The sequence below is a fragment of the Streptomyces griseorubiginosus genome (assembly GCF_017614965.1).
In the GTDB taxonomy this organism is placed as follows: domain Bacteria; phylum Actinomycetota; class Actinomycetes; order Streptomycetales; family Streptomycetaceae; genus Streptomyces; species Streptomyces griseorubiginosus_B.
This window is the reverse complement of sequence record NZ_WVUG01000489.1, coordinates 1-4,031: the sequence shown is the minus strand read 5'-3', so window position 1 is coordinate 4,031 and position 4,031 is coordinate 1. Positions and strand designations below refer to the sequence as shown.

2 protein-coding genes and 1 pseudogene are annotated in these 4,031 nt (G+C 71.6%); 2 read left to right on the top strand and 1 reads right to left on the bottom strand.

Annotated features, from left to right (window positions below; all coding sequences use genetic code 11):
• Together GRC12_RS42435 and GRC12_RS42430 are read left to right on the top strand one after the other, a co-directional pair.
• Positions 1-327: pseudogene (locus GRC12_RS42435) on the top strand (hypothetical protein); the annotation flags it as partial.
• A 145-nt stretch (positions 328-472) separates the two neighbouring features.
• Entirely contained in the window at positions 473-3,208 is a 2,736-nt protein-coding gene (locus GRC12_RS42430) for an exo-rhamnogalacturonan lyase family protein (protein ID WP_208785783.1), read from the top strand.
• A gap of 17 nt (positions 3,209-3,225) precedes the next feature.
• On the opposite strand, the gene GRC12_RS42425 is transcribed toward GRC12_RS42430, so the two are convergent.
• The coding region (locus GRC12_RS42425) for an SCO7613 C-terminal domain-containing membrane protein (protein ID WP_368861641.1) at positions 3,226-4,031 on the bottom strand (806 nt) is incomplete at its 5' end.

Sequence of the window (4,031 nt, the reverse complement as noted above, 5' to 3'; positions counted from 1 at the left end):
GCGCTGGTCTGGGTGGATGTCCGGGCCGGGCGGGCCGGGCTGCCCGGTGGGCCGCTCGTCGGGGCCGTCGGGGTGTTCGCGCTCATCGGGGCCGCTGTGGCCGGGCTGCGCGCGGCGGCCGTGTGGAGGCCGGGGGAGCGGTGGCGGGTGCTGCTCGCGAGCGCCGGGCGCCGTACCGTCCTCGATCCGGCCGGATCCTTCCTGATCGTCGGCGGCTTGGCGCTCGTCGCGCTGTCCGCCTGGTTCATCGCGCCGCTGGCCGTTCCCGTGCTGGGAGCCGTCGCGGCGGCCGCCGTCGCCGTGGAGGAGCGGCAACGGGGGCGATGAGGGGTGGGGGCCGCCGGGCATCCGGCGGCCACCGCCGTCGGACGCGAGGCCAGTGCTATGTGACATACCACTGTGTGGCTGCCATCTGTCATGCCCCTGACCATCCGCTCGGAAGCAACCTCCCGAAAAGAAAGGCCGAACTCTCATGTCCCCCATCCCCCGCAGGTCCCTCCTCAAGGCGGCCGCCGTCGCTGGCGCCGCCGCGCAGTTCAGCTGGGCGCTAGGAGCCCGGGACGCCGAGGCCGCCCCCAGAGCCGATGCCGCCGACGACGGTCCCGTGACCCTGGACTGGCTGGAGGACGGCGGCCTCGGCGCCGCGCCCGGCGCCACCGTCGGCGTCCCCTGGCCCAAGGGCGCCCATCGGCCCGGCCAGGCCTTCGCGCTCACCGACGCCGACGGCAAGGCCGTACCGGTGCAGTCGTGGCCGATCGCCTACTGGCCGGACGGATCGCTCAAGTGGACCGCCCACGCCGTCAGTTCGGGCTCGGGCAAGCTGACGCTCAGCGCCGGTGACGCGGCCGCCCCCGACAAGAAGGTCACCGTCGACAGGAGCGGCGGCACGATCGACGTGTCCACCGGCGTCATCACCGTGAAGATCGGCAAGAACGGGTCGACGATCATCAAGTCCGTCACCCGCGGATCCACCGAGATCGCCAGGAACGGGCGGCTCGTCCTCGTCCGGCAGCCCGAGATCGAGGACGAGGACCAGGGCACGGTCAGAACCGAGCGCTTCGACGGGGCGGTCGGCGAGGTGACGGTGGAGCAGGACGGGCCGGTCCGCGCCGTCGTCCGCATCGACGGCAAGCACCGCAAGGGCGGCCGGAGTTGGCTGCCCTTCTCCATCCGGCTGTACTTCTACGCCGGGGCCGACGCCTTCCGCATGGTGCACACCATCACCTACGACGGCACCCAGGAACCCGGCAAGGCGAGCGGCGACTTCATCCGCGGACTCGGTGTGCGCTTCGACGTGCCGATGCTGGACGAGTCCTACGACCGCCACATCCGCGTCGGCGGCGAGGGCACCGGCCTGCTGCGGGAGGCCGTGAAGGGCATCACCGGACTGCGCCGCGACCCCGGCGCCGCGGTGCAGGCGGCACAGTACGCCGGGCAGAAGCTCCCCGACCCGTCCACCTGGGACCAGCGGGTGACGACCCGGCTGCAGTACATCCCCGAGTGGGGCGACTACACCCTCTCCCAGCTGTCCGCCGACGGCTTCACGCTGCGCAAGCGCACCAAGAAGGGGTACGGCTGGATCGGCGCCGGCGGCGGCAGACGGGCCTCCGGGTTCGGGTACGTGGGCGGGGTGAGTGGCGGATTCTCCTTCGGCCTGCGGGACTTCTGGGAGAAGTACCCGGCCCAGCTCGACATCCGCGACGCCCACACCGACGCGGCCGAGGTCACCCTCTGGCTCTGGTCGCCCGAGGCCCAGCCCATGGACCTGCGCTTCTACCACGACGGCATGGGCCAGGACACGTACGCCAAGCAGCTCGAGGGCCTCAACATCACCTACGAGGACTACGAGCCCGAGTTCGGCACCCCCTACGGCATCGCCCGCACCTCGGAACTGCTGTTCTGGGCCAACGACTCGACGCCCAGCGCGGAGACACTCGCCCAACAGGTCGCCGCCGTACGGGTGTTGCCGCAGCTGGCCGCCCCGCCCAAGCAGCTGATCAGGGCCAAGGTCTTCGGACCGGGGCTGTACTCCGAGCCCGACCGCTCCACCCCGGCAAAGGCGAAGATCGAGGACCACCTCGACTTCCTCTTCACGTACTACAAGGACCAGGTGGAGCAGCGTCGTTGGTACGGCTTCTGGGACTACGGCGACTTCATGCACACCTACGACACCGTGCGCCACCAGTGGCGCTACGACGTCGGCGGCTACGCCTGGGACAACTCCGAGCTGTCGCCGGACATCTGGCTGTGGTTCGCGTACATCCGCTCCGGCCGGGCCGACATCTTCCGCTTCGCCGAGGCGCTGACCCGGCACACCGGCGAGGTCGACGTCTACCACCTCGGCCAGTGGGCGGGCCTCGGCACACGGCACGGTGTGCAGCACTACGCCGACAGCGCCAAGCAGCAGCGCATCGCCAACACGACGTACCGGCGCTACTACTACTTCCTCACCGCGGACGAGCGGGTCGGCGACCTCATGCATGCCAACGTCGACTCCGACGAGACGTTCCTCGTCCTCGACCCGCAGCGCAAGGTGCGGACGGATCCCTACACGCCCGACCGGCACGCGCTGTCGATCGGCTTCGGCACGGACTGGAGCGGGCTGGTGTCGGCCTGGCTGACCGAGTGGGAGCGCAAGGGGCCCAAGTGGGAGAAGGCCAAGGCGCGGGTCCTGTCCACGATGGAGGGCATCGCCGCCCAGCCCAACGGCTTCGTCCAGGGCAGCGGGCTCTACGACCTCGACACCGGCCAGTTCGCCGTGGCGAGCTCGCCGGTGGTGTCCGTGTCCCACCTCTCGGCCGTCTTCGGGCTCAACGAGCTGTGCGCGGAACTGATCGACCTGGTCGACATGCCGAAGTTCAACCAGGCGTACTTCGACTACTGCCGTTACTTCAACGCCACCAAGGCCGAGCAGAAGGCGCGGTACGGCTCCGACTTCGGCACGCTGCTGCTCTTCCAGGGGCACTCGCGGCTGGACGCCTACGCGGCCGTCCAGACGGGGGACGCCGCACTGGCCGAGCGGGCGTGGGCGAAGTTCTACAACTCCGACGGGTACACGGAGGCTTCGCCCTGGAAGACGGAGCCGTTGAGCGGGCCGGTGGCGTTGGTGGCGGGTAGTGAGGCCGCGTGGGTTTCGTCGAACGACACGGCTCTGTATGGGCTGGCGGCCATTGAGAATCTGGCGTTGCTGGGGGACAGGATGCCGTAGCCCCCTGGCGGGGCGCTTCAGTGCATATTGGTCAAGACGTCCCGGACTCGGCGGACATCGCGGATCCGGCGTTCGTAGGTGGAGCCCAGAGCGAGGAGCAGTGCGCCGGCCACGGCGAAGGGCGCCCAGCGGGGGAGGGCGCCGGTCAACTGGGCCAGATACGGGGCCAGTTCGTGCAAGGCGTCCAGGGCCAGGACCGATCCGCCCAGGAGCAGCGGGGCCTGGAGGCGGTGGCGGGCGCCCAGCAGGGTGACCGCGAGAGCGGCCGTGCCCAGCAGCAGCGGGCGCGTCCAGTGCGGGTCGTCCCAGGCCGCGGCGAGGCTCGGCAGCAGCGTGGCGGCGAGCCCGGGGCCGTACGCCGTCCAGGACGACGTGAGCCGGTCGCGCCGCCTGCGCCAGGCGCCGACGCACAGGGCCGGGACGGTGGCCGGGATCGTGTACGCCTCGACGGTGCCGACGTCCCAGGCGGCGAGCCGGATCCAGGTGGCCAGCAGGAACAGTACGGCCGCCGCGTAGCCGACCGGCCGGCGGTCGGGACGCACGGCCACTCCGGCCGCGATCACCGCGCACAGCGCCAGCACCAGGGCGAGCATGGGTGGGTCGGTGATCGCGAGGCCCACCGCGAGCAGCGCGGTCGCGGCGCCGGTCAGCTCCACCGGCAGGGTGGCCCGCCCGGTGACGCGCGCGGCGAGCAGAGCAGCGGCCACCGGGACGAGCAGGACCACCAGCGCGGTGTGCTGCGGCTGCCATCCCGCTGCCGCGCCGATCGCGCAGGCCAGCGCGGCGGCGTACCCGAGGGCGGTCGGGGCGGTGAGGGGAGCGA